Genomic DNA, 25,028 nt, shown 5'->3' on the forward strand with positions numbered 1-25,028 from the left:
TATGACTTACTTGTCTAGTTGTGCTTTTGCAGCATCAGCAAGCTGGTTGAATGCGTTTAGGTCATTCACAGCAAGATCAGCAAGCATTTTGCGGTTTACTTCGATACCAGAAAGCTTTAAGCCATGCATTAAACGGCTGTAAGAAAGACCGTTCATACGAGCTGCAGCATTGATACGAGTGATCCATAGTTTACGGAAGTCACGTTTTTTCTGACGACGGTCACGGAAAGCGTAGTTTCCAGATTTCATCACCTGTTGGTTTGCTACTTTATATAATCTATGTTTTGAACCGAAATAACCTTTTGCTAATTTAAGAACCTTTTTACGACGCTGACGCGACACAGTTCCGCCTTTTACTCTTGGCATTGTAATTCCCTCCTATGATTCCTATTCCAGATTACTTGATGTTTGCAAGTTGTTGTTTGATACGTTTGAAATCTCCAGCACTTACGATTGCGCTCTTACGCAATTTACGTTTTTGCTTTGTAGATTTGTTAGCGAACAAGTGACTTGTGTACGCATGAGAACGTTTAAGTTTACCAGAACCTGTTTTTTTGAAACGTTTAGCAGATCCGCGGTGAGTTTTCATTTTTGGCATTGGATGTTTCCTCCCTCTGTTACTTTTACTTTTCGACTTTTGGTGCAAGCATGAGGAACATGCTGCGTCCGTCCATCTTAGGTTTTGTTTCTACTGTTGCTACTTCAGCGCAAGCTTCAGAGAAACGGTCTAACACGCGCTGTCCGATTTCTTTATGCGTAATCGCACGGCCTTTAAAGCGGATAGAAGCTTTCACTTTATCTCCCTTTTCAAGGAATTTGATTGCATTACGGAGCTTCGTGTTAAAATCATGTTCATCGATTGTCGGGCTCAACCGAACTTCTTTTAAGCTAATGATTTTTTGATTCTTACGTGCCTCTTTTTCCTTCTTCTGTTGTTCGAATCGGAACTTACCGTAGTCCATGATTCGGCAAACAGGTGGTTTTGCATTTGCAGCAACTAACACAAGGTCAAGATTGGCTTTCGTAGCAATTTCCAGAGCTTCCTGGCGGGTTTTAATCCCCAGCTGATCGCCATTTTGTCCGATCAAACGAACTTCACGCGCACGAATACCTTCATTAACTAATTGATCTTTGCTAATAGTGAGCCACCTCCATGAGATTTTGAATTGAGTTCACAATTCATTTTGACCATTTCGTTGTATGTTTTACAGGCAAACAAAAAGTGTGGGCATATAAAACACCCACACTGCGAACATTTGCATGAAAAAATAAATGTACGGTCAACCTGTCAACTACAAACATGTGTCAATCAGGTGAGAAGCGGGTGCTTCTGCTTGTGATATCTATTCAATTCGTTAACTATTCTACACAATTTTCATTTGTCCGTCAAGTAACCGAACTCTTGAAACAACTTTTTCATTTTAGCATGACGAAACGTTTTGGGCAAGACTTATTTAAAAAGAAAATAAAGTCTCTTCAATTCCTTCAATATTTCATTAACACACCGATATAAATCAAGTTGTATACACAAAATAAACAAAAATATAAATCATATTCCATATAAAAAAGGATATTATATCTATTTTTTCAAAAAAATGATTGATTTTATAATCCTTTAGACTTATCATTGGAGAAGTATTCAAATTCATTTAATAAAATAAGGAAAAGTAGGGGATTTATTTGAAAAAGTTTTTTAAGATTGGGTGTCTTAGTATCATTATTCTCATTTTGATCATTATCTTTGTATCTTGTATGGCTGGGGGCGGCAACAAAAAAGATAATACATCAAACACTGGTTCTAAAAATGCAGTAACGAGTAGCGAAAAGAAAAATAATAAAGAAAAAACGCATAAAATTGGAGATAAAGTAGCAGTCGAAGACTTTACTTATCAAGTAAACAGCGTAACAGAAGCGAAATCTTTACAAAAACAGTATATGAGTGATGTAACGACAGACGGCAAATTTGTGATTGTTGAAATAACGGTCAAAAATACAGGTAAAAAAGGTAGAATGGTAGATACTGAGATGTTCAGGTTAATTGGCAAAGACGGCACAGAATACAAATCACTTGCAACAAATAATATGTATGTAAATGATACCGATTCAAGTTTCTTCTTAAAACAAATAAATCCTAAATTATCTAAAAAAGGTAAAATTGCTTTTGAAGTTCCAAACGAAAAGAAATTCTCGCTTCAAGTCTCATCAGGACTAGGATGGACTGGCGGTAAGTATAAGACCATTGATTTATCAAAATAATGTAAGAGTGCACATTTTTGTGCACTTTTTTTATTACTAAATAAGCTATTTAAACTCTAAAACTTCTATTGTAAAATGAACATGAGCCTGTCACATGCAATTGAGGGTAACTACATACATAACAAGGGAGAAGATCATGAAAGCCGTATTTTTCGATTTAGATGATACTTTGCTTTGGGATGAAAAAAGCATTCATACCACTTTTCAGGAAACATGCAGGGAAGCGGAAAAGAAATATGGACTTGATCCAGAATCGTTTGAACAGATCGTGCGTGAAGAAGCAAGAAAGCTGTACTCTTCTTATGAAACATATGATTATACTGTTATGATTGGCATTAATCCTTTTGAAGGACTGTGGTCTAATTTTAGTGAGCCGATTAGCGAAGGCTTTCAAAAGCTGAACGCCCTTGCACCAGAGTATCGCAAAAACGCATGGACAAACGGCTTAAAAGAGGCAGGCATTGACGATGAAGCATTTGGTCAATACTTAGCAGATTTCTTTGCAGCAGAGCGTAGAAAACGCCCATATGTCTATGAAGAAACGTATCCTGTTTTAGAGCGCCTGAAGGGCAACTATGAATTACTTCTTTTAACAAATGGAGATCCTAGTCTGCAAAAAGAAAAACTTGCAGGTGTTCCGGAACTTGCCCCTTACTTTAATGAAATTGTGATTTCAGGAGATTACGGAAAAGGAAAGCCTGATCCTGGCATCTTTGAGCACTGCCTTCAGCTGTTAAATCTCACAAAAGATGACGTCATCATGGTAGGAGATAATCCAAAAACAGATATTCTCGGCGCTTCTCGCGCTGGCATCCAAACCGTTTGGATCAATCGTCATGGCAAGAAAAATGAAACAGATGTGACACCAGATTATGAAATTAAAGACTTACACGAATTGTTTGATATTTTAAAATAAACCATAGGAAAAACACCCTTCTCCTGATCGAGATTGGGTGTTTTTTCGTTTTCGGCTATACAATTGCTGCTAAACTTTGTGCTTGACGATCTAAGCCGCGTGCTGCTTCTCCTACATTCATGAATTCTTCGCTTGCTTGCTTGACAAGATCCCGGTTTGTAAAAACGCTTGTCTTTGCACGGCTTGTTCCGGTGCTGACCTTTTCAACTTCTAAATGGATCGCCTTCACATAACGATCCACCTTTACGATCGCTTCCTTTGAATCTGTCGCAAGCTTACGGATTTCTGCTGCGACGACACTAAAGCCATTTCCATAGGAACCCGCATGCGCAGCTTCTATGGCCGCATTTAATGCGAGCAGCTGCGTTTGGGAAGCGATACTGTTAATCGTTGTAGCAATTGAGCTGATCGACTCCACCTGCTCTGTTAACCCTTCTAGCAAACTCATGTTTTGATCAGTTTCATTCGCGATATGTTCAAAAGAAGCATTTACACTTTGACTATGCTGGATGCCGATTTCCGCTCGCTCCATTAATTTTGCAGACATATCCTTTAGGTCTTCTACTACCTGCTTCATTGTGTTTTCTCTCTCCGTAATATCTGTTGCCACTTTGACGACAGCCACTACATTCCCCTCTTCATCGAGCACTGGTGTATAAGTCGCTTCAAGCCATAAGGTGTCACCGTACTTCGTGATCCGCTGCACCTTTTCTTGAAACACTTGACCATTCTTCAAACGCTTCCAAAACATTTGATAACTTGCGTCTTCTGCAATATGCGGAGGACAAAACTGTCTATGCTTTAAACCAATCATTTCTTCCTTTGAATATTTCATGGCTTTTGCAAAAATATCATTGACCCATAGGACCTTACCTGTGACATCAAATTCAATCATCGCCAGTGAGTGCTCTAGCGCACGAAGCACAGCTGATTGCTCTAATACTTGTGTTGATAAAGTATTTGTTGTTTGAATCATTGCTTTCATTCCCCCAATTTGCCTCTCTCTAATAGTACATACTTACCCATACTTTCGTACTATCTAAACGTATCATTTGCGCAAATGGATCACTAGTGGAGAATTTTTTTCCATAAGAAAAAAGCCAGCAACCTCAATAGATGAGATCACTGACTGTTTCGTTCGCCTTCATTATTTTTTTGCTTCTGCGACTGCATGTTTCACAAAAGCTTCGAGGTCCATTGTTTCTGAATCTTGTTCCCCATATTTTCTTACATTGACCGCGCCATTTTCTGCTTCTTGATCACCGACAACCAGCATGTACGGGATCTTTTGCATTTGCGCTTCTCTAATTTTGTATCCTATTTTTTCATCACGACTGTCTAGTTCTACACGCAGTCCTTCAAGCTGCAAACGTTCTTGCACTTTTTTCGCGTAATCTAGATGGACAGATGGTGAAACCGGGATGACTTGGAATTGTACAGGTGCCAGCCATGTTGGAAGAGCTCCTTTGTATTCTTCAATTAAGAAGGCAACGAAGCGTTCCATTGTGGACACAACTCCTCTATGAATGACAACTGGACGATGGTGTTTTCCATCTTCTCCGATATATGTGAGATCGAAACGCTCTGGAAGTAAGAAGTCTAGCTGTACAGTAGACAAAGTCTCTTCTTTTCCAAGAGCTGTCTTTACTTGGACGTCAAGCTTCGGACCATAAAATGCCGCTTCGCCTTCTGCTTCATAGTAGTCATGTCCAAGCTCGTCCATTGCATCTTTCAGCATAGACTGTGCTTTATTCCACATTGCATCATCGTCAAAATACTTCTCAGTATCTTCTGGATCACGATAAGATAAGCGGAATGTGTAGTCATTCAAGCCAAAGTCTTGATACACTTCTTCAATTAGGCGAACTGTCCGGATGAATTCGTCTTTGATTTGATCTGGACGAACAAAGATATGGGCATCGTTTAATGTCATCCCGCGAACACGCTGAAGGCCGGATAAAGCACCTGACATTTCATAACGGTGCATTGTACCAAGCTCTGCAATCCGAATTGGTAGTTCACGATAGCTATGCGGCTCATTTTTATAAATCATCATATGGTGCGGGCAGTTCATTGGACGGAGAACAAGATCTTCATTGTCCATTTCCATCACAGGGAACATGTCTTCTTGATAATGCGCCCAGTGGCCTGATGTTTTATACAATTCTACACTCGCAAGAACGGGTGTATACACATGCTCATAACCAAGGCGTACTTCTTTATCAACAATATAACGCTCAATGACGCGGCGAATTGTGGCCCCTTTTGGCAGCCAGAGCGGAAGACCTTGGCCCACCTTTTGAGAGTTCGCAAACAGTTTCAATTCTTTGCCTAGTTTACGGTGATCACGCTCTTTTGCTTCTTCAAGCAGACGTAAATGCTCGTTTAATTCTTCTTTGCTGAAGAAAGCTGTTCCGTAAATACGCTGTAGCATTTGGTTGTTACTGTCGCCTCTCCAGTAAGCACCTGCAAGGCTTAATAGCTTGAATTCTTTGATTTTCCCTGTAGATGGCAAGTGAATACCGCGGCATAGATCGAAGAATTCACCTTGCTCATAAATTGTGACGGCTTCGCCTTCTGGGATTGCTTCTAACAGCTCTAGCTTCAATTCATCGCCAATTGCTTCAAAGCGTGCTTTCGCTTCTTCTCTTGAAACTTCAATGCGCTCAATCGGCAAATTGCTGTTAATGATTTTTTTCATTTCTTTTTCAATCTTTGGTAAATCTTCAGGTGTAATCGCTACATCGATGTCGACATCATAGTAAAAGCCATTTTCGATGACAGGGCCTACGCCAAACTGGACGTGATGCTCTTTTCCATAAATGCGTTTGATTGCCTGTGCAAGCAAATGCGCTGTGCTGTGGCGCATAATATCGAGCGCTTCTTCACTCTTATCTGTGATGATCTCGATTGTTCCACTTTCTAACAGCGGCGTACGCAGATCTATTTCTTTGCCGTTCAATTTACCGGCAAGCGCTTTTTTCTTTAGGCCTGGGCTAATTGATGCCGCGATGTCTTCTGTTGTAGCTGTTTTGTCAAACTCCTTGACTGCTCCATCTGGAAATGTAAGTTGAATTTGTTCTGACATCTCTAGTCACTCCTTTTTTTGGCAATATAAAAACCCCGCCCCCTGGAAAGGGACGAGGTTGAATAAACGGAATCGTGGTTCCACCCTTTTTCCCGTATTTGCAGCTTGCTTTGTCAAAAGCAAATACGGCTTGTGGTTCAATAACGGGAATTCCCGTCAGCTATTACTAAACAGTTCACAGCTGATGTTCAAAGGTGGTAAAGCAAATGGTCCTCTGCTAGGAAGCTTTCAGCCACGGCTTCCCTCTCTTTAAGCGGGTGTTCATTTGTTCATGTCCTTATCAATACGGTCTCTGTATGAAGTTACACCGTATTATAAAACGTTTTTTCGTGAAAATCAAGAAAGCTTTTCACTTTTCTTTTCCAAATGACTAGGAACAAATTGAACATGCTGTTCCTGAAACGAATGAAGAGGGAATACCTCAACTCTTTCTTGAAAAATATTTTGAATGGTTTGCACCATCGAGTGACCTGTATCATCTGTAAATAGGTCAATCTTTTGTGGCGCAATGGATACAAGCGGTGCAATCAACTGCGAATCAATATACATTGGATGCTCTCTTACAAACTGTCTGTCTATGTATTGTTTTTGATCACGCTCAGAAGCGTACCGAAATTCCCAAATCATCAGGCGGTCCTGATGCACAACATGTACTTTTTCAAGCTTAGGTTCTCTTGACATCACATAGTCTCGAAGGGATTGAATAAAGTTTTGATATTCTTGTTCCATTTTATATTCTTCGATGGATACTTCAACATAGTTCTTCAGCCTTCTGTCATACGCTGAGAGCCTAAATGTCATAAATGAACCAATGGAAAAAACACCTTTCTGTAAAGAAATCGTCTCAAGCTCTTTTTTTAACAGATCCTCCCTCGATGGGTCTTGATGAATTCCTGGGATATCATCTAGATCCCCTTTCATGATACTATGGGCGATTGAAAGAATTTGGTGTTGCTCTTCTGGATCTTTAAATAAGTATGTGTTTTCAAGGATGCTGCGCATGCGTTCATTTTCTTTGCATTCCAAAAAAAAGTGAATCAGCAATGTCCGCACAATGTGCTCTATGGCTTCTCCTGATTTCTTCGCTTCTATGAGAAGCCGGTCTTTCCCTTGTTGAATCGAAATGTGATGCCGACTGTCCAAGTGTTCAGCAAGATGTAAAAAAGCGGCGGTATCATATTCATCTTCAAAGATTATTTCAAGCATGTTTGTCCCCCCTAACGACATCTGTTACATATATATGGGGAGAACATAAAAAATAGACGCCTAAAATAAATCAGGCATCTTTCTTTTTAAAATCAGTGGCACTGAGATAAAGATCAAATAAATCAAACAAACAATCGCTAAGGCGGCATAATTTCCGCTCACAAAGCTTGATCCAAGGACATTTAACGCCACAGTACCAGGTATTAATCCTAAAAAAGTCGCTGCCGTAAATGCACGATAATTCGCACGTGAAGCTGCTGCGGCATAACTGACAAAATCAAAGTGAATGGGCGCAATGCGTAATAAGAGGATATAAAGAAATCCATGCTCTTGAATACGGGACGTCACCGCTTTTAGCTTCCGATTGCTTGATTCGGTTTCCTGCTTGTTTGAACGGAAGGTTGAGGCAAGCAGGAAAGATCCTGTTGCACCTGCTGTCGCGCCAGCTAAGGCATAAATGGTCCCAAGGACACTGCCGAATGCCAAACCTGCTGCTAGCGAAAAGACGGTGAGAGGGACAAGCACAAATGGACGAAAAAGTGATAAGAAAAGAAAGACAAAGGGAGCTAGCATCCCAAATTGAAGAATCCAATTCTTCACATCTTTCGGCGACAGTTGAAGATGCTGTTTGTTGAGCCACCATAGCACAGCAGCTAGGACGCCAATCACGAGGAAAAGCAGCCATTTTCTTTTATTCATTTTATCCGCTCCCCTTCACGTGACCTATCTTTTTATAAATGACGGCGATTTTCCCCTTCAAGCAGAACTGGTTCAGCTAGGTAGAGAATACGTTCCATTAATCGAGCTGCCTTCACCTCTTCTTTTTCCCCGCGCTGTGAGTACGTAAAGTGATGCTTTAACTCATTCGGTGAGAAATTAGAAGAGAAAAAAGTCGGCAGCTGCTCTGCCATGCGGTATTGCAAGATTGTTCCTAAAAGTTCATCTCGTACCCAGCTTGTCATCGACTCTGCTCCAATATCATCAAGCATTAAAATCGGTGTTGACTTGACCATATTCAGCTTCTCTTCGAGTGTATGATCGGCTAACGAATTTTTTAACTCTCTCACAAATTCAGGCACGTATACAAGGAGAGATGGATACTCTTTTACCGCTAGCTGCTGCGCAATCGCTGCCAGAATAAATGTTTTTCCGACCCCAAACTTTCCATGTAAATAGAGGCCTTTGCCCTTACCTGTTTCATCATAACTTTGCAAGAATTGACCTACTTTTTGAATGACTTCTTGTCTTCCAACCACATTTAAATCAGCAAACGTCGCTTGAAGAACATTCTGCGGAATATACATACTTTTCATAAGTTCTTGCTGTTTTTTCTGTCTATCAAGCCGCAGTTTGACAGGACAAGGGGAATATTCAATATCAATGCTCTGACCTTTGATCACAAGCTTCGGGTGATACCCGTCTAAAATGACATTTACATTCTCTTCCTCTAAGCAGTAAGAACAGCCCTTTGATTGTTGTACATATTCAAAGAGCCTGTTCAAGCTGCGATTGATCATGTCTTCTTGGATGTCCTCTTGATGCTCCTTTAAAAAAGCTTTTACATCTTCATCAGCTAGGACACTTTCTTTAATCTGATTGTATCTCACGCGAAAATCTACCCGCCCTTTTAGCTGATCAAATGAACGACCGATCGGTTTCATCTCCATCTCACCTCACATTAATGTGCATTGTACTTTTTCATATTATTAAACTGATCTAACAATTTTTCTTTTTCTCGTTCGAGGTCCTCTGTAGACAAGTTATCTGTCTGTTCCTTTGGCTGTTCTTTCGTTTCAGCTTCCTTCATCCAGTCAGGCAGTTTCTCCTCGCGGATCACTTTTCCTGCCCCATATGATTGACGCTTATTTTTTTGCTGCGCCCATTCTGTCATTTGCCTATTCTCTTCTTTGGCAATTTTCATAGCAGCTGCCACTGTTTTGATTTTCTTTCGCACCCAGTGGGCGGCGATTTTCTGCATATATGTTTTGGACAGTTTCATATCGGTTTTTAGCAGTGTATAGTAGATCAGGACATTCATGACCCCAGGCTCTAGCTGCTGCTCAAGCATAATATCTTCAACAATTCTTAAGTCTGCATACGTCGGCTCAATGCCATCTGCCATATCTTTTAGAAGCTCTCTAGGCGAAATATGATCAAGCTTTTCAATCAATTTCGCATCAGGCGCATCTGCACCTGAATTTTGCGTGACATTGTGACGTAAATGCCTTGGCTGTTTTTGATCAATCAGCTTCGGCTGTTCACCTCTGTATTCAATTTGATACCAGTCTCTCGCTGCTTTTCGCAGATCCTCAGTTGATATCATCTGATCTGAACCACAGGCACCTGCGACAATATTTTGCATTTGCAGCGGGGTGATGCCATAGACGACCGCTAACTTCTTAATTGTCTCTTTCACTTGCTTTGTCAAAGCTTTTCTCGGAATCATCATATCCGACATGCCTGCTAACAATAGATCAAAATCAAAAGATTCATCTGAAAGCGGTGCAGGCTGACTTGAGCCAACTGTCACATATTCGTAGCCCTCGTCAAGCGATGACGCCTGATTGATTTCCTCTGTCATCTTGCGCTCTCCTGGCTGCAAGACGTGAAACACTTCTTCAAACGATCGGGAGATGTTCTTTGCATCAGCAGGAACTCCTGGATAAGAAAAATAATCACGAAGCTGCATATATTTTGCTTTCTCTACCCGATGATACAAAAGGACATTCAGCATACCGTCTTGGAAAAATTCATCCGGTCTCAGCGGCGGCACGAGCTCATATGTAAACAGTCTGCCTTCTTCCGTTTCCTGTTCATATGTGCGGAGTAATCCGATCGCTTCAAGCTTTAAGCGCTCCTCAAAAATATCATTTAAGTTCGTTTGCAGCATCACCATCAGCTGACGGTGAGGTGCGGGTTTCCCCCACATTCGATTTTGTTCCAGCTCTCCCCACAGCGTCATGTATAAACTGAAAGCGGACATGCCAATAAGCGGCTGATATAAAAGAGTAATAAGCTGTCTATCGATGTCACCGAGCAATGAAGCGCTTTTGACGACATACGGATCGACGGCTAGCACTTCCTTCCAATGCTCTGTCATATGCTGATCCTCCCTTAATACGGTTGTCTTCATTGTACACTCTTTTTGCGTTTTACGCTTTACGCAGGAAAAAGAGCATGAAGAATCTTCAGCTCTTTTTTAGCGTTCTTTCTTTAATAAATCTTTTAATTCATCAATAAATACATTGATATCTTTAAATTGACGGTATACCGAGGCAAACCTGACGTAAGACACTTCATCAATTTTCGCCAGCTCGTCCATCACCATTTCCCCTACAAGCTCGCTTTTCACCTCTGACATGCCTTGGTTACGCAATTCCTTCTCGATGTTAAAGCAGACATCCTCGAGCTGTTTTAAAGCGACAGGACGTTTTTCACATGCTTTGATGAGGCCTCTCAGCATCTTTTCCCGGCTGAATTCTTCTCGAATTCCTTCTTTTTTCACCACAATCAATGGCAATTCTTCTAATTTTTCAAACGTCGTGAAGCGATATTGACAGCTTTCACACTCTCTTCTCCGACGGATGGACTTCCCTTCATCTACTGGTCTTGAATCAAGCACCCTTGTGCCAAGGTGCTGACATGTGGGACATTTCATTTCATCAGCTCCGATCTCTTCTTGGAAGTTGTTTGTCTAGTTCTTTATAGAGGGACAAAACAGCCTTTTGACTGTAGCCAAAGTCTGTTGGCAGTGCTGTTTCTGTTGTCACATTAAAATCGACAGCTGTTTCAAAAGGACGAATTGAAATGACAGTCGCCACGAGAAAAGCTTTTTTCGGCGTTCGTATGTTTGCGCTGATTTCACCTCGTTCTGCTGAAACAGATGTCACTTGATAGGAATCGTTTCTTGAAAGAACGGCTTCTACCGCTTGGAAAACTTGAGTTTGTGTCGATTTGTAGTAATGGCTTTTCAGCTCTGACACTGGATGATGGTCAGATGTTTCTGTATGATTTGAAATGAATCGTTTTAGCTTTTGTCCTAAAGTCATACACGTATCCCCTTTGTCATAAACCCTCTTCTTTATTTTATAAAAAAAACCTTTGTTTTCCTAGAACAAAAGTATAGACAGGTTGGATCATGCTGGATGCCCGTGTATGGAACAAATATAAAAAGGAGCATAACACAAAGGCATTTAATGCTTTTGGCCAGCTCCCATTGCAATCTTTTTTATGTTTACAGTGCTTTGGCTTGCGCCTGTTTCACTTGTACAGGTCCCATGCCTCGAGGAATTTCGATGTTTTCTCTTGTTTCAGCACCTAGTTCATCTCCGATATGATCTGCTGCAATATTCGGATCTAGATCGCCGCAAGTATAAACATCTATGCTCGCATAACCATGTTCAGGAAAGCTGTGAATTGTCAGATGAGATTCAGAAATGATGACAACTCCACTTACTCCTTGAGGTGCAAATTTGTGAAAAGCAACCTCTCTTACTTCAGCTCCTGATTTCAAAGCTGCATTTACAAACGTTTTTTCAATAAAATCCATGTCGTTCAGTTTATCACAGTCGCATCCCCATAACTCGGAGATAACGTGACGTCCGATTGTTTCCATCATGGACCCCCCTTAAACAAGAATGAAAGAGTGAAGTTCTAAGCAGCCGGACCGGACATATACCACGGGGGAAAGTTAGTCCAAAGAGGTCCTAACCCTTTAAGTATACCCGAATGAGTCTGCGAACAAGAAGTTCACGAAAAATAGTATACTTTGTTTAGACCCATTTTGCAAGCTGTGTTTTTAGTGGGATTTTCTCTCATTTCTTGAAAAGGGACGTTCAGTCTTCTTCATTTCAAACAGCTGAAAGCTCTTTCATCTGGGAACCAACAAACTTTACAAGATCAACCACTCTGCAAGAATAGCCCCATTCATTGTCATACCATGCAAGAACTTTTACTTTTCTGCCTTCCATCACCATCGTTGTAAGTCCATCAACGACAGCAGAATAAGGGTTTGTGTTAAAGTCTGTGGAGACAAGTGGTTCATCGGTGTAGTCTAATATGCCAGCAAGAGATGTTTTTGAAGCCGTTGCAAAGGCAGCATTGACTTCTTCTGCTGTGACATCTTTTTTCAAGTCGACCACAAGATCAACCATCGATACATTAGAAACTGGCACTCGAAGTGCAAGTCCATGTAATTTCCCTTTCATGTGCGGCAACACTAAAGAAAGCGCTTTAGCGGCACCCGTCGTCGTTGGAATGATGGACTGGGCACATGCTCTTGCCCGGCGCAAATCCTTGTGGGGGTTGTCGATATTTTTTTGATCATTTGTATAAGCATGAACCGTTGTCATTAAGCCGTTGTCGATGCCAAATTCATCATCTAACAATTTGACAACTGGTGCTAAACAGTTTGTTGTACATGATGCGTTTGAAATAACGACGTGCTTTTCAGGATCAAGATCATCCTCATTGACACCCATTACAATTGTAACGTCTTCATTTTTACCTGGAGCTGTAAGTACGACCTTTTTCGCTCCGGCATCTATATGGCCCATCGCTTGATCTTTTGAATTAAATTTCCCTGTTGCTTCGATCACGATATCAATCCCAAGCTCTCCCCATGGAAGCTGCTTTGGGTCTCTATTATTGAGCAAAAGCACTCTTTTGCCATTGACAATCAACGCGTCATCTTCTGCTGTCACATCGCATTCGTAACGTCCATGATTTGTGTCATATTTAATTAAATGTGCTAGCGTTTCGGCAGGATAGCTTGCGTTCACCGCTACAATTTGAATTTGATCATCAAGCATTGCTTTTCTGAAGACCATGCGTCCAATTCTGCCAAACCCATTGATCGCTGCTTTTACCTTCATGAACAGGTCACTCCTCTATTATGTGTTATACTCAATAAATTTATTTATGAAATTAGTATATCACATTAGAATGTAATTGCCAGTATATAAACGTATATTTTCAAAAAAGGGCTGTTCTTTGCAATGAAATTGACGAAAAAAGCATAAAAAAAGAAGAGTACTGTATGTACTCTTACTTATCTGTATGTTCCCATTCGTTTAATATGTTCTCTAATTGCTTTCTAATAAAAGCAAGATCTTTTGTGTTTTCTATCACGCGGTCTGCTTTTTGGCATTTTTCCTCAAGAGGCTGCTGGGAGTGAATGCGATTCAGTGCTTCTTCCTCGCTCAGGTCGTTTCGATTCATGAGCCGCGACAGCTGCAATTCAGGCGTCGTGTACACAACGATGATGCGGTCGACTAGACCTTCCAGCTTGCTCTCGAATAGGAGCGGGATATCAAGCACAACAAATGTTTCATTGTTGCTCACCCCTTCATCACGCTGCTCGAGCATTTCCTTTCTGACTTCAGGATGAACGATGGCATTGAGCTTTTTTCTTTTCTCTTCATCAGAAAAAATGATCGCTCCAAGCTGCTGCCGGTTCAGTTCACCATTTGACAGAAGAACCTCTTCACCAAAAGTTTGAACGATTTGATGAAGGGCAGCCGATCCTTTAGAAACCGCTTCTTTTGCAATGATATCAGCATCCACCACCCGAATGCCTTTCTCTTTTATCATCTGCGAGACTGTGCTTTTTCCGCTAGCAATCCCGCCTGTTAATCCAATGACGAGCGTCAATTCGTTTCCTCCTTTACAGCTTCCACATCCCAATTAAAATGAGCAACAGCCCTGGTAAGCATGCGAGTTTATCGATCCAGCGCCAATTGGCCAAATAATGACCTGCACGCAGTCCGATGCATACAAAAAGAGAACTCATCACAGCGACCGTGATGCTCATGACAATTGGAGAAAAACCAAGAATCGCTGCACCAATCCCTGCACCAAATGCATCGATGGATAAAGCAATTCCAAGAAGCACCGCTTCCATTCCATTAATGGTGCCAGAGCGGTCAATATCTGCACTTGTAGGCTTTCGTAAAATATGAATCACAAGCCCAAGAGACTGCACTTCTATATTGAGAAGTGTTTTTTCATGAAGGAGCAAATCACGCTCTTTCGCGGGTTTATAAAATTGATACAGAACCCAAAGTCCGATGGCAATTAAGATGCCTCCACCCAGTTTATCTGTCACTGAGACAGGGAGGAATGTCGTGAGCAGGCTGCCAATCAGCATGGAAATGAGCAACACAATTCCTGAACAGCAAGCAATAATAACGATGGCTTTAAATGGAATCCTCATCTTGCGAAGACCATACGTAAAACCTACAGAAAAGCTGTCAATGCTGACGGCAATAGCTAAAAACAGAAGCGAAAACGAAATCATACCTGTACTCTTCCTTTCTGTTCATGCAACGATGATCAAGAGTCTCTAGGCGTCCTTAGACTCTTCTTCACTATATGAAGAGCAGGTGGGCTGTGTGTCAGTCTACACCTTGCTGAAAAAAGAATGTTTTTTATCGTATGCATGGCAAAAAGGAAGCATGCTGACGGCTTACCTTTATGAAGGGCGTTTTTGGCAGGTCACACAAAAATGAGTGCCACGCCCTCCCACCACTGTTTTCTCTATGATACTGCCGCACGTCTGACAAGGTTCTCCCCGCCGGTCATATACAAGAAGCTGTAATTGAAAAGTCCCAATATCACCTTGTGAATTGATGTAGGAGCGAATCGTGCTGCCTCCTGCATCAACAGCCACTTGAAGCGTGTCAATAATATGTTTGTGGAGCACCTTGCAAGATGCAAGACTTAGCTGATTCGCTTTTGTTTCTGGATGAATGCCTGATTTAAACAGCACTTCATCTACATAAATATTACCGAGGCCAACCACGATTTTTTGATCAAGTAAAGCCGTTTTGACTACGCGGGAGGTTTTCTTTAATTGCTCCCATAAATAGTCTGGTGTAAATGAATCTGAAAAAGGTTCATACCCCAGCTGTGATAGCGGAAGTTCTTTTTCTTCTTCGCCTGGCTGAAATAGATGCATCGTCCCAAATTTACGGACATCCTGGTACCGAAGTTCGGTACCATCTGTGAACGTAAAGACGACGTGTACATGTTTATCATAAGGCTCACCAGTTTCATGTACACGGTATTTCCCTTCCATTCTTAAATGGGAGACCATCACATAGTGGTCTAAATGAAAGAGTAGAAACTTCCCTCTTCTTTCAATGGTTTGAATGGTTTCTCCTACCATCCTTCTAGCGAACTCTTCCGGTTCCCCAGGACGTTTGATGATATTTGGCCATTTGATATCGACCGTTTCAATCGTTTTTCCTTTGACTAACCGCTGAAGAGTGCGCCGGACGGTCTCAACCTCTGGTAATTCCGGCATGCTCCTCGCTCCTTTTTCTCTCTCTTTATTTTGCGTCGTACCAAGATGGGCCTGAAGCGAAATCGACTTTTAGCGGCACATCAAGCTGAAGTGCGCTTTCCATGACTTCAGGGACGATTTTTTCTAATATGGCGATTTCTTCTTTTGGCGCTTCAAAGATCAGTTCATCGTGCACTTGCAATAACAGATTTGCCTGCAGATTCTCTTCTTTTAACTTTCGTGCCATATCAATCATCGCTTTTTTGATGATATCGGCGGCACTGCCTTGGATCGGTGTGTTCATTGCCGTTCTTTCAGCAAAGCTTTTCACATTAAAATTACGGCTTGTGATATCTGGGATATATCGTCTGCGTTTAAGAAGCGTGGTCACATATCCTTTTTGTTTTGCTTCCTGCACGATGTCCTCCATATAGGTTTTCACGCCTTTAAAGCTTGTTAAATAACGGTCAATGAAGGCCGCTGCTTCTTTTCTTGTAATCCCAAGGTTTTGAGACAGTCCATAATCACTAATTCCATATACGATTCCGAAGTTGACAGCTTTGGCCTGTCTTCTCATAGAGGAAGTCACTTCTTCTTCTGAGACATGGAACACATCCATGGCAGTCTTCGTGTGAATATCCATATCTTGCGTAAAGGCTTCAATCAAGTTCTCATCTTGAGAAATGTGCGCGAGTACACGCAGCTCAATTTGAGAATAGTCAGCTGCAAACATGAGCCAGCCTTCTTTTGACGGAACGAACGCTTGACGAATTTTTCGGCCTTCTTCTAAACGAATCGGGATGTTTTGAAGGTTTGGGTCTGTTGAGCTTAGTCTTCCTGTTTGTGTAAGTGCCTGATTAAATCTTGTGTGCACTTTATGCGTATCTTTGCGCGTCACTTTCATTAAGCCTTCCACATAAGTGGATTGCAGCTTTCCTATTTGACGGTAATGCAGAATGGACCGAATAATTTCGTGCTTGTCTTCAAGCTTTTCAAGGACATCCGCAGACGTAGAGTAGCCTGTTTTGGTCTTTTTGATAACCGGCAGTCCTAATTTTTCAAATAAAATCACACCAAGTTGCTTCGGTGAATTGATGTTAAATGTTTCTCCTGCTAACCGATGAATGGTTTCTTCATATTCCTTCAGCTTCTTCGTGAGTTCTTCACCCATTTTCTGAAGGCGTTCAACATCCACTTTTACCCCAAGAGATTCCATTTCACCTAAGATGAGGGCAAGTGGCAGCTCTAAATCTTCATACAGCTCATGCTGATCATTTTTTTCTAACGCTTCACGGGTCAAATCATGCAGCGCAGAGATCGCTGCTGCTTTTCTTCCAAGATGGTCTTTTAGCTCTTCTTCCGGTGGAATCGCCTGTTTCGCTCCTTTTCCGTATACTTTTTCATCGGAAAGGGCTATGTTCAGGCCATATTCCTTCGCCACACTTGCAACGTCCTCATAGGATTTCTGCGGATTGACCACATAGGAAGCGAGCAGGACATCGTTATCGACACCTTTAAGATCAACATCATGCCATCTGAGCGCAACAACCGCTCTTTTGGAATCAAAGACCCATTTCTTCTTCGTTTCATCCTGTACCCATTGTTTAAACGCTTCAGATTGCAGAGCATCTTCTTTTGTCATAAAAAATGCACCGTTCTCATTATGGATCGCAAACCCTATCAAATCGGCTTCGTGATAATTGTCTCCTAGCTGTTCTACCACAAGTGCAGCGTGATCTGTCAGCATGTCCTCCGTGACATCTGTCATTTTCTTCACGTCTAGTTCGTCTATTTCTACTGGTTCATCTGATTCTGGCGCTTCTCCTAAACGCTCTAGCAGCGTTTGAAAGCCCAGTTCTTTATAAAGCGAGATGACCTGCTCCATGTGAGGACCTTCATAGGCGAGCTCTTTGCTTGACACATCTATTGGTGCTTCTACGAGAATCGTCGCCAGCTTTTTACTCATCACCGCTTGTTCTTTATATTCTTCAAGCTTTTCTTTTAGCTTTTTCCCGCTGACTTCGTCAATATGATCAAGCAGATTTTCAACCGTTTCAAACTGCTTTAGTAATTTGATCGCTGTTTTTTCACCGACACCAGGCACGCCAGGGATATTGTCTGATGAGTCTCCCATCAGCCCTTTCATGTCGATGATTTGATCTGGTCTGAGGCCGTATTTCTCTTCAATATGGGCCGGCGTGTAATATTCTACTTCTGTGATCCCTTTTTTCGTAATGGCTACTGTTGTATGGTCTGTTGAAAGCTGCGTTAAGTCTTTATCTCCTGAGAAGATTTTGACCTCAAAGCCGTCCTTTTCTGCCTCTACAGCCAGTGTGCCGATAATGTCATCTGCCTCGTATTGCGGAAGCTCGTACCTTTTCACTTGATAAGCATCTAATAGCTCACGGATGAACGGCATTTGTTCTGATAGTTCTGGCGGAGTTTTTTGTCTTCCGCCTTTATATTCCTTAAAGGTCTCGTGACGGAAGGTGGTTTTACCCGCATCAAATGCTACGAGCATATGAGTCGGCTTCTCGTCTTCCAGCATCTTCATTAAGATCATCGCAAAGCCATAAATGGCATTTGTATGTACGCCTTTATCATTGGATAATAGCGGCAAAGCAAAAAAGGCTCGATAAGCGAGACTGTTTCCATCCACAAGTACTAATTTCTTTTGATCTGTCATCTTTTAATCCTCCATCGACTGAGCCGGCTCAGCCGTCTCTTTCGCACATTGTATGTTCATTTTATCAAAGTTTATTTTGAAAAGAAAATAGACGAGCCTGCATAAAAAAGGGACGAAAACAACAAGTGTTTTCGTCCTTCCAAAATTGGCTCCTTGGATGAAGGGGTTCCTATTCATCCTACCAATGATTGATTAACAAAACATGAATTCATTGTAAAGATCATGTAAATTTTAACGCCACTTTCCATTCTTCTCTATTTTGACTTTAAACTCACGGTAAACGTCGTCCCTTTGCCTTGTTTGCTATGAACAGAAATCGTTCCTTCATGTGCTTCGACAAGGTGTTTGACAATGGCAAGACCAAGCCCTGTACCGCCTGAGTTTCTACTTCGATCTTTATCAATTCGATAAAATCTCTCGAATATTCTTGGAATCTCACTCTTTTTCATACCGATCCCTGTATCTGCTACATCAAATTCATAGCTGTCTTTCCTCTGTCTTGCTGTGATCGTGACACTTCCTCCCTCTGGTGTATAGGTGAGGGCATTATTGATCAGGTTGAGGAAAATTTGTTTTAATCTCAGCGGATCTGCCATGACATAGACCGGCTCTTTCGGGACACGCACTTGTAGGTCAATGCCTTTTTCAGCAGCCTTTTGTTTTAGCAGCACTTCAATCTCTTGAATGATTTCTGTCGCATTGGCTTCTTGAATATTCAGCTTAAAATGCTGCTGTTCAATTTTCGAGAGATCAAGTAAGTCTTGGATGAGCGTTTCTAAACGAATACTCTCTTTTAGGATGATGGACAAAAATTGTGTCAGCGCTTCTTTGTCGTCAATGGCACCATCCAGAAGTGTTTCAGAAAAGCCTTTAATTGACGTGATCGGTGTCTTTAATTCATGTGACACGTTAGCGACAAAGTCTTTTCGCATCTGTTCTAGCTGCTTTGTTTCTGTCACATCATGAAAGACAAGAACAATCCCTTTCCATTCATCGTCTGTACTTAAGATCGGGACACCATCGACTTGGAAATAACGGCGCTCGATGTCAACAGCGAGACGTAAAAACTTTCGGACCTTGGTTTCTGTCATGAAAATTTCGTCTATTAACTCAATAATCTCTTCATGGGTAATGGCTTCATGATACAGCTTGTGCATGTAAATATGTTTTTGCACTTTGAATTGCTTGCGGAATGTTCGATTGACTAAGTGAATATAGCCCATTTTATCAATCAAAATAATCCCCGCTCCAATGTTTTCAATGACTGTTTGCAGACGATCTCGCTGCATTTCGCCAGCGCTTGTCATGTCTTGAAGACTTTCTGCCAGACGCTTCATTGATGTATTGAGTTCACTTGTTTCAATGATCAGCTCTTCATAGTTATTTGTATCATAGTTCCCTCGTTCAAGCTGTTTGGCCACCTTTGTGGCATAATCAATCGGCTTTACATACTTCATCGACATGCGATAGCCAAAAAAGACGATGATAATAATGGCTGAACCAAGACAAAAGGCTAATGCAAGCCAGAGCTGACCATCAATCTCATTCAAAGGCTGGAATGAAGCATGAAGAAATAAATATCCCGCCGGTTCGTTTTGTTTCATCATTGGGACTGCATAATGAAACAGCGAATCCTTCTCATCCTCAATGAACGTTCCTTTTGTTTGGAGCTGCTCACTTTTCAGTGTGTTTAAAATGACAGCCCTTTGTTCTGCTTGACCCGTTGTATGTATGATATTCCCCTTCACGTCCACAATCGACGCATTCATATCGAGATGTTGCTTTGCTTGATTGAGAATCTTCTTGTTTTGCTCCGCATTCAAATCTTCAACATTCATAGAAGAAAGGAGAAAACTCGATTCCTTTTCCATTCGTTCGGTTAATTTTGTTTCATAGAAAATATGAAACATATGATCCAAGAAAAGACCAAGCGCAACAAACACAATAAACAGGAGAAAAATGAGCCCAGAAAAAAGGCGGGTTCTCACTTTACTCATTTGGCTTTGGCTCCTCCAATTTGTAGCCTAAGCCTCGAATGGTTTTAATATATGTTGGTTTTTTCGTGTTCTTTTCAATTTTGTCCCGCAAGTGGCTGATATGCACATCCACAATACGAGTATCACCTGCAAAGTCATAATTCCAAACCGCACTTAACAATAGATCACGCGTCAGGACACGGCCTTTATGCTTAGCCAAATAAAGAAGCAGTTCAAATTCCTTTGGCGTGAGCTCTAGACGTTCTTCTTGGAAATAGACTTCGTAATGTTCAGGTAAAATGCGCAGGTCTCCAATTTTAATTTGGTCTGCAATGATCTCTTCCTTCTCTTCTTGCACGGGAGCCGGCTGAGATTGCTGTGCTCTTCTCAAAATGGCTTTTACCCGAGCACCCACTTCTCTAGGACTGAAAGGTTTTGTCATGTAATCATCGGCTCCAAGTTCAAGACCGAGCACCTTATCAAATTCATCGTCCTTTGCTGTCAGCATTAAAATAGGGAACATCATTTTTTGAATTCTCAGTTGTTTGCACACTTCAATGCCGTCCATTTTCGGAAGCATTAAATCAAGCACAATCAGATCAGGCTGTTCACTTGCTGCTTTTTCAAGCGCTTCTTCTCCGTCTCTTGCTGTGACGACATCGTAGCCCGCCCTTTCAAGGTTATAGCTTAGAAGTGTTACAATTGATTCTTCATCATCCACAACTAATATTTTTTTATTCATGTTGTGCCTCCAATTAGTGATTTCCCCTGCATCCGGTTTTTTGTATCTTATGTGAAAAGCGAGAAGTCATGCTTTCTCTTTCATTTTAACGAAAGCTTAACAAGAGAACAATTTAAAATTTCGACAAGATTGGCTTTGTAAACAAAAAGAAGACTCCTCATACGAGAAGCCTTCTTTTTTATTCATATTAAGACAATACTTTCATGACGTTCTTTACAGATTCAACAGAACGGTCAAGCTGACTTCTTTCTTCTTCTGTCAGCTCAAGCTCGATGATCTGCTCAAGGCCGTTTCCACCTACGATTGTTGGAACTCCAAGGTAAATGCCTTCGTAGCCATATTCACCTTCAAGGTATGCAATCGTCGGCATGACGCGGCGTTGATCTTTTAAGATCGCCTCAACCATTTCAACGAGTGAAGCAGCAGGTGCATAATACGCACTACCGTTACCTAATAGGTTGACGATTTCACCGCCGCCTTTTCTTGTTCTTTCAACAATTGCATCAATTCGCTCTTTAGGAATTAATGTTTCCAGCGGGATACCGCCTGCATAAGAGTAACGTACAAGAGGAACCATGTCGTCCCCATGTCCGCCAAGAACAAAGCCCGTCACATCTTTCACAGATAGGTTTAATTCTTGAGCAACGAACGTACGGAAACGTGCTGTATCAAGAATTCCTGATTGTCCGATGACTTTTTCTTTTGGTAATCCTGATTCTTTATAAACTGCATATGTCATTGCATCAACAGGGTTTGTTAACACAACAATGATCGCTTCTGGAGAATATTTAACGATTTCACGTGTCACACTGCGCATGATTTTTTCATTTGTTGACACGAGGTCGTCACGGCTCATTCCCGGCTTTCTTGCAATTCCTGCCGTAATGACCACGACATCAGAACCGGCTGTATCTTCGTAGTTAGAAGTTCCTGTAATATTCGCATCGAAGCCTTGAACAGGGCTTGCTTCCAGCATGTCAAGTGCTTTCCCTTTTGTCGGGTTCTCAAGCTGAGGGATATCCACTAATACGACATCCGCTAATTCTTTTTGAGCTGTTAGAAATGCTGTAGTTGCTCCAGTAAAGCCTGCTCCGATGACAGATACTTTTTTACGCTTGTTTGCCATTTCCTTTTTCCCCTTTAACTTTAAAGTTTAAGAATCAAGACAAGTTTTTGATGAGCTCGTCAGCAAACTCAGAACATTTCACTTCTGTTGCACCGTCCATTAATCTAGCAAAATCGTACGTGACGACTTTAGATGCAATTGTTTTTTCAACAGATTGAATCACTAAATCAGCAGCTTCTTGCCATCCAAGGTGCTCAAGTAAAAGCACGCCTGATAGAAGAACAGAAGATGGATTCACTTTATCAAGACCAGCATATTTCGGTGCTGTTCCGTGAGTCGCTTCAAAAATAGCGTGTCCTGTTTCGTAGTTGATATTTGCACCAGGTGCGATACCAATTCCACCAACTTGTGCTGCAAGTGCATCAGAGATGTAGTCTCCGTTTAAGTTCATTGTTGCGACAACATCGAACTCAGCTGGACGAGTTAAAATTTGTTGAAGGAAAATATCTGCAATGCTGTCTTTGACAATGATTTTGCCAGCAGCTTCTGCTTCACTTTGCGCTTTGTTTGCCGCATCTTTTCCATCTTGTTCTACAATACGATCATATTGTGCCCATGTAAAGACTTTGTCGCCAAACTCTTTTTCAGCCACTTCGTAGCCCCAGTTTTTGAAGGCTCCCTCTGTAAATTTCATGATGTTTCCTTTGTGAACAAGTGTCACAGATTTACGGCCTTGGTCAATCGCATATTGGATCGCTGCTCTGACAAGACGAGATGTTCCTTCTTCAGAAACTGGTTTGATTCCGATACCTGATGTTTCTGGGAAACGGATTTTATTCACACCTAATTCGTTTTTCAAGAAGTCGATTAACTTCTTCACTTCGTCTGATCCTTTTGCATACTCGATTCCTGCATAGATATCTTCAGTGTTTTCACGGAAGATGACCATGTCTGTGTCTTCTGGACGTTTCACAGGAGATGGTACACCTTTGAACCAGCGAACTGGACGTAAGCATGTGAATAAATCAAGCTCTTGTCTTAGTGCCACGTTCAATGAACGGATTCCTCCGCCAATTGGTGTTGTCAGTGGTCCTTTGATCGCGATTAAATATTCACGAATGTCTTCAAGTGTTTGCTCTGGAAGCCACTCGCCAGTTTTATTGTAAGCTTTTTCACCTGCATATACTTCTTTCCAAGTGATTTGCTTTTCACCTTTATATGCTTTTTCTACAGCTGCTTCAAGAACTCTTGATGCTGCTTTCCAAATGTCAGGACCGATTCCGTCCCCTTCGATAAACGGGATAATTGGATTATTTGGTACATTCAATACGCCGCCAGTAACTGTAATTTTTTCGCCTTGTGACAATGATATTACCTCCCAGGTTATGTAGTGAATATTTGAAACTTCCAAGCTTGATGTCTGCAAGCCAAGAAGTTTTTCACGTGATTCGTGTTTTGTTGATATGGAGGCTGATTGGTTTAGATGGATCAGCCTCCGCTATTCTATAAACATTAGTCTCTTTCACTGATCGGAACAAACGTTTGAAGATCAGGTCCAATATAGTCAGCTCTTGGACGGATCAGACGGTTGTTGTCATATTGCTCTAAAATGTGAGCAATCCATCCAGAGAATCGGCTGATCACGAAAATTGGTGTAAACAAGTCATGATCAATCCCAAGACTGTGATAGACAGAAGCAGAATAAAAATCAACATTTGGTGGAAGATTTTTCTCTGATGTCACGATTTCCTCTGCGCGTACAGACATTTCATACCATTTTGGCTCGCCTGTGAGATTTGTTAAGCGCTGGCTCATTTCTTTTAAATGTTTTGCACGCGGGTCACCTTGGCGGTAAACGCGGTGGCCAAAGCCCATAATTTTCTCTTTCTTCTCTAGCTTACCATGAATATAGGAATCTACGTTTTCAACTTCGCCAATTTCTGACAGCATCTTCATTACGCCTTCATTCGCGCCGCCATGAAGTGGTCCTTTCAATGCGCCGATAGCCGCTGTTACACCAGAGTAGATATCTGATAGTGTAGCAACACATACGCGTGCTGTAAATGTCGATGCGTTTAATTCGTGATCCGCATGTAGAATGAGCGCTTTATCAATCGCTTCAATTTCTACTGGTGAAGGCTCTTCGCCGTTCAGCATATATAAGAAGTTTGCAGCATAGCTGTATTCTTCTTTTGGCTGTACAGGCTCAAGTCCCTTTCGAATACGTGAGAATGCAGCGACAAGTCCAGAAATTTTCGCTTGTAAGCGAATGGCTTTTCTGTAATTCGCTTCTTTGTCCATAATCTCTGATTCGTCATCAAGTAAACCTAATAAGGATACCGCTGTACGAATCGCAGACATTGGATGAACCCCATCCAGCGAATAAGATTTAAAGTGCTCAATAATCTCTTGCGGAATATGAGCATTTTCATTGAGCTGCTGCTTTAACTCGCTTAGCTCCTGCTCATTCGGCAGCTTTAAGTGCCATAACAGGTAGACAATTTCTTCGAAAGTCGCTTTTTCAGTTAAATCATCGATATTGTACCCTACATAAGTAAGAGTATCATCAATAATTGAGCTTACGGATGAAGTTGTTGCCACGATACCTTCAAGACCTCTTGTTGCTGTCATGTTCAATCTCCCCTTTTTAAAAAGATTCCCCTTCGTTGCAAAATTCTCGCTTTTTGAAAGCGCTATCCAACCAAAATAGGCTGGCAGGTTTAGAAAAGAAAATGCTTACATTTACCTATACGGTTAGAGCGCTTTTAGCCTCATATCTCTTGTTTGATCAATGAGTTCAAAATTAAG

General features: G+C 41.5%; 24 protein-coding genes and 2 other annotated features. Of the genes, 2 read left to right on the forward strand and 22 right to left on the reverse strand.

The window, feature by feature from the left end; genetic code table 11:
* Window positions 1–6 precede the first annotated feature (6 nt).
* From rplT to infC, 3 genes are read right to left on the reverse strand one after another with little or no spacing between them, the layout of a single operon-like run.
* Window positions 7–366: a 50S ribosomal protein L20 gene (gene rplT, locus ACTJJD_RS03660; protein WP_007501659.1), complete on the reverse strand. Its 360-nt coding sequence runs from the start codon at window positions 364–366 to the stop codon at window positions 7–9.
* Window positions 367–397: 31 nt separating this feature from the next.
* Window positions 398–598 carry a 50S ribosomal protein L35 gene (rpmI, locus tag ACTJJD_RS03665; protein WP_003216324.1) on the reverse strand — a complete coding sequence of 67 codons (201 nt, stop codon included), beginning with the start codon at window positions 596–598 and terminating at the stop codon, window positions 398–400.
* Window positions 599–623: 25 nt separating this feature from the next.
* Entirely contained in the window at window positions 624–1,139 is a 516-nt protein-coding gene (infC, locus tag ACTJJD_RS03670; protein WP_024718649.1) for a translation initiation factor IF-3, read from the reverse strand.
* 71 nt (window positions 1,140–1,210) lie between these two features.
* Window positions 1,211–1,342 (reverse strand) — a sequence feature (ribosomal protein L20 leader region).
* Between the two features lie 338 nt (window positions 1,343–1,680).
* Here infC and ACTJJD_RS03675 point away from each other — a divergent pair.
* Both ACTJJD_RS03675 and ACTJJD_RS03680 read left to right on the forward strand, forming a co-directional pair.
* Complete coding sequence (locus ACTJJD_RS03675) at window positions 1,681–2,256, forward strand: DUF4352 domain-containing protein (RefSeq protein ID WP_039168866.1); 576 nt, start codon at window positions 1,681–1,683, stop codon at window positions 2,254–2,256.
* 136 nt (window positions 2,257–2,392) lie between these two features.
* The gene (locus ACTJJD_RS03680) at window positions 2,393–3,172 is read left to right on the forward strand and encodes an HAD family hydrolase (protein ID WP_017358259.1); all 780 of its coding nucleotides are present in this window, start codon (window positions 2,393–2,395) and stop codon (window positions 3,170–3,172) included.
* 55 nt (window positions 3,173–3,227) lie between these two features.
* Here ACTJJD_RS03680 and ACTJJD_RS03685 read toward each other — a convergent pair whose 3' ends face one another.
* From ACTJJD_RS03685 to citZ, 19 genes are all read right to left on the reverse strand, one after another.
* Complete coding sequence (locus ACTJJD_RS03685) at window positions 3,228–4,148, reverse strand: methyl-accepting chemotaxis protein (protein WP_135009385.1); 921 nt, start codon at window positions 4,146–4,148, stop codon at window positions 3,228–3,230.
* A gap of 171 nt (window positions 4,149–4,319) precedes the next feature.
* A complete protein-coding gene (gene thrS / locus ACTJJD_RS03690) occupies window positions 4,320–6,260 on the reverse strand; it encodes a threonine--tRNA ligase (protein ID WP_007501674.1) in 1,941 nt (646 codons plus the stop codon).
* A 45-nt stretch (window positions 6,261–6,305) separates the two neighbouring features.
* Window positions 6,306–6,553 (reverse strand) — a binding site (T-box leader).
* A 43-nt stretch (window positions 6,554–6,596) separates the two neighbouring features.
* Window positions 6,597–7,466, reverse strand: coding sequence for a putative sporulation protein YtxC (gene ytxC, locus ACTJJD_RS03695; RefSeq protein ID WP_440608115.1), 870 nt, complete (start codon window positions 7,464–7,466; stop codon window positions 6,597–6,599).
* 60 nt (window positions 7,467–7,526) lie between these two features.
* Window positions 7,527–8,165, reverse strand: coding sequence for a TVP38/TMEM64 family protein (locus ACTJJD_RS03700; RefSeq protein ID WP_284725569.1), 639 nt, complete (start codon window positions 8,163–8,165; stop codon window positions 7,527–7,529).
* Window positions 8,166–8,197: 32 nt separating this feature from the next.
* Window positions 8,198–9,127: a primosomal protein DnaI gene (gene dnaI / locus ACTJJD_RS03705; RefSeq protein ID WP_008346034.1), complete on the reverse strand. Its 930-nt coding sequence runs from the start codon at window positions 9,125–9,127 to the stop codon at window positions 8,198–8,200.
* 17 nt (window positions 9,128–9,144) lie between these two features.
* Window positions 9,145–10,566: a replication initiation and membrane attachment family protein gene (locus tag ACTJJD_RS03710; RefSeq protein WP_236798161.1), complete on the reverse strand. Its 1,422-nt coding sequence runs from the start codon at window positions 10,564–10,566 to the stop codon at window positions 9,145–9,147.
* A gap of 99 nt (window positions 10,567–10,665) precedes the next feature.
* Window positions 10,666–11,124, reverse strand: coding sequence for a transcriptional regulator NrdR (nrdR, locus tag ACTJJD_RS03715; RefSeq protein WP_003216720.1), 459 nt, complete (start codon window positions 11,122–11,124; stop codon window positions 10,666–10,668).
* A 4-nt stretch (window positions 11,125–11,128) separates the two neighbouring features.
* Window positions 11,129–11,515: a hypothetical protein gene (locus ACTJJD_RS03720; protein ID WP_017358264.1), complete on the reverse strand. Its 387-nt coding sequence runs from the start codon at window positions 11,513–11,515 to the stop codon at window positions 11,129–11,131.
* A 185-nt stretch (window positions 11,516–11,700) separates the two neighbouring features.
* Window positions 11,701–12,081, reverse strand: a complete 381-nt coding sequence (speD, locus tag ACTJJD_RS03725) for an adenosylmethionine decarboxylase (RefSeq protein ID WP_003216492.1) — start codon at window positions 12,079–12,081, stop codon at window positions 11,701–11,703.
* 235 nt (window positions 12,082–12,316) lie between these two features.
* On the reverse strand, window positions 12,317–13,339 hold the full coding sequence (locus ACTJJD_RS03730; protein ID WP_008346043.1) for a glyceraldehyde-3-phosphate dehydrogenase: 1,023 nt from the start codon (window positions 13,337–13,339) through the stop codon (window positions 12,317–12,319).
* Between the two features lie 172 nt (window positions 13,340–13,511).
* A complete protein-coding gene (gene coaE / locus ACTJJD_RS03735; RefSeq protein WP_440608116.1) occupies window positions 13,512–14,117 on the reverse strand; it encodes a dephospho-CoA kinase in 606 nt (201 codons plus the stop codon).
* 13 nt (window positions 14,118–14,130) lie between these two features.
* Window positions 14,131–14,763, reverse strand: a complete 633-nt coding sequence (gene ytaF, locus ACTJJD_RS03740) for a sporulation membrane protein YtaF (RefSeq protein ID WP_440608117.1) — start codon at window positions 14,761–14,763, stop codon at window positions 14,131–14,133.
* A gap of 174 nt (window positions 14,764–14,937) precedes the next feature.
* Window positions 14,938–15,771: a DNA-formamidopyrimidine glycosylase gene (gene mutM, locus ACTJJD_RS03745; protein ID WP_281201226.1), complete on the reverse strand. Its 834-nt coding sequence runs from the start codon at window positions 15,769–15,771 to the stop codon at window positions 14,938–14,940.
* Window positions 15,772–15,796: 25 nt separating this feature from the next.
* Window positions 15,797–18,436 (reverse strand): DNA polymerase I, encoded by a 2,640-nt coding sequence (polA, locus tag ACTJJD_RS03750; protein WP_057079215.1) that lies wholly within the window; start codon window positions 18,434–18,436, stop codon window positions 15,797–15,799.
* A 254-nt stretch (window positions 18,437–18,690) separates the two neighbouring features.
* Window positions 18,691–20,433, reverse strand: a complete 1,743-nt coding sequence (gene pnpS / locus ACTJJD_RS03755; protein WP_440608118.1) for a two-component system histidine kinase PnpS — start codon at window positions 20,431–20,433, stop codon at window positions 18,691–18,693.
* The gene (locus ACTJJD_RS03760) at window positions 20,426–21,154 is read right to left on the reverse strand and encodes a response regulator transcription factor (RefSeq protein WP_007501691.1); all 729 of its coding nucleotides are present in this window, start codon (window positions 21,152–21,154) and stop codon (window positions 20,426–20,428) included. The genes pnpS and ACTJJD_RS03760 overlap by 8 nt, the downstream gene beginning before the upstream one ends.
* A 187-nt stretch (window positions 21,155–21,341) precedes the next feature.
* Entirely contained in the window at window positions 21,342–22,280 is a 939-nt protein-coding gene (gene mdh, locus ACTJJD_RS03765) for a malate dehydrogenase (protein ID WP_007501693.1), read from the reverse strand.
* Between the two features lie 34 nt (window positions 22,281–22,314).
* Window positions 22,315–23,586 carry an NADP-dependent isocitrate dehydrogenase gene (gene icd, locus ACTJJD_RS03770; protein ID WP_024424789.1) on the reverse strand — a complete coding sequence of 424 codons (1,272 nt, stop codon included), beginning with the start codon at window positions 23,584–23,586 and terminating at the stop codon, window positions 22,315–22,317.
* Between the two features lie 146 nt (window positions 23,587–23,732).
* Window positions 23,733–24,851 carry a citrate synthase gene (gene citZ / locus ACTJJD_RS03775; protein WP_008346063.1) on the reverse strand — a complete coding sequence of 373 codons (1,119 nt, stop codon included), beginning with the start codon at window positions 24,849–24,851 and terminating at the stop codon, window positions 23,733–23,735.
* Between the last annotated feature and the right edge of the window lie 177 nt (window positions 24,852–25,028).

It is taken from the genome of Bacillus sp. 22446, assembly GCF_052044955.1.
GTDB lineage: Bacteria > Bacillota > Bacilli > Bacillales > Bacillaceae > Bacillus > Bacillus altitudinis.